The sequence below is a fragment of the Micromonospora sp. AMSO1212t genome, assembly GCF_008868145.1.
Lineage (GTDB): Bacteria > Actinomycetota > Actinomycetes > Mycobacteriales > Micromonosporaceae > Micromonospora > Micromonospora tulbaghiae.
Genome location: NZ_WBKS01000292.1, coordinates 1 through 489, shown reverse-complemented (window position 1 = coordinate 489; position 489 = coordinate 1). Strand labels below are relative to the sequence as shown.

The window sequence follows — 489 nt, the reverse complement described above, 5'->3', positions numbered from 1 at the left end:
TGCAGCCCTTCTCTCTCTTCGACGAACCTCCTCCTCCTCTCTCCCTTCCTTCTTCTCTCCTTCCCTTTTTCTTTCTTCCTTCGTTTCTTCTCTCCTTTCCCCTTCTCTCTCCTCCTCTAGTTGTCTCCTTCCTTTCTTCTCAGCCGCCTTTTTTTTCCCTCTTTCTCTTTCCCTTCTTCTTTTTCTCCTCTTTCTCTCCTCTTCCTTTCCTTTCCTCCTCTCCTTTTTTCCTTCTTTTCTTCTTCTTTTTCTGCTTTTACCCTTCTTCTCCTTTCTCTTTTTCCTTCTTCCCTCTCCCTCCCTCTCTTTTCCTTTGACTCTTCTTTCTTTCTCTCTTCCTTTCTTTCTTTATGCGGTATTTTCCCTCCTCCTTTTCTTTCTTTTTTCTTTTTTCCCTTCTCTTTCCTCCTTTTCTCTGGCTTTCCTCTCTTTTCTTTCCTTCTCCCCTCCCCCTTTCCCTTGCCTGAAGCGTGGCGTTGATTGTTGTTT

Annotated in this window: 1 protein-coding gene; it reads right to left on the bottom strand. The window is 44.2% G+C overall.

The genetic code is table 11. From position 1 onward, the window contains the following. Positions 1 to 116: 116 nt before the first annotated feature. Positions 117 to 489, bottom strand: a 373-nt coding sequence (locus F8279_RS31015) for a hypothetical protein (protein WP_192580808.1), incomplete at its 5' end; no start/stop codon positions are given.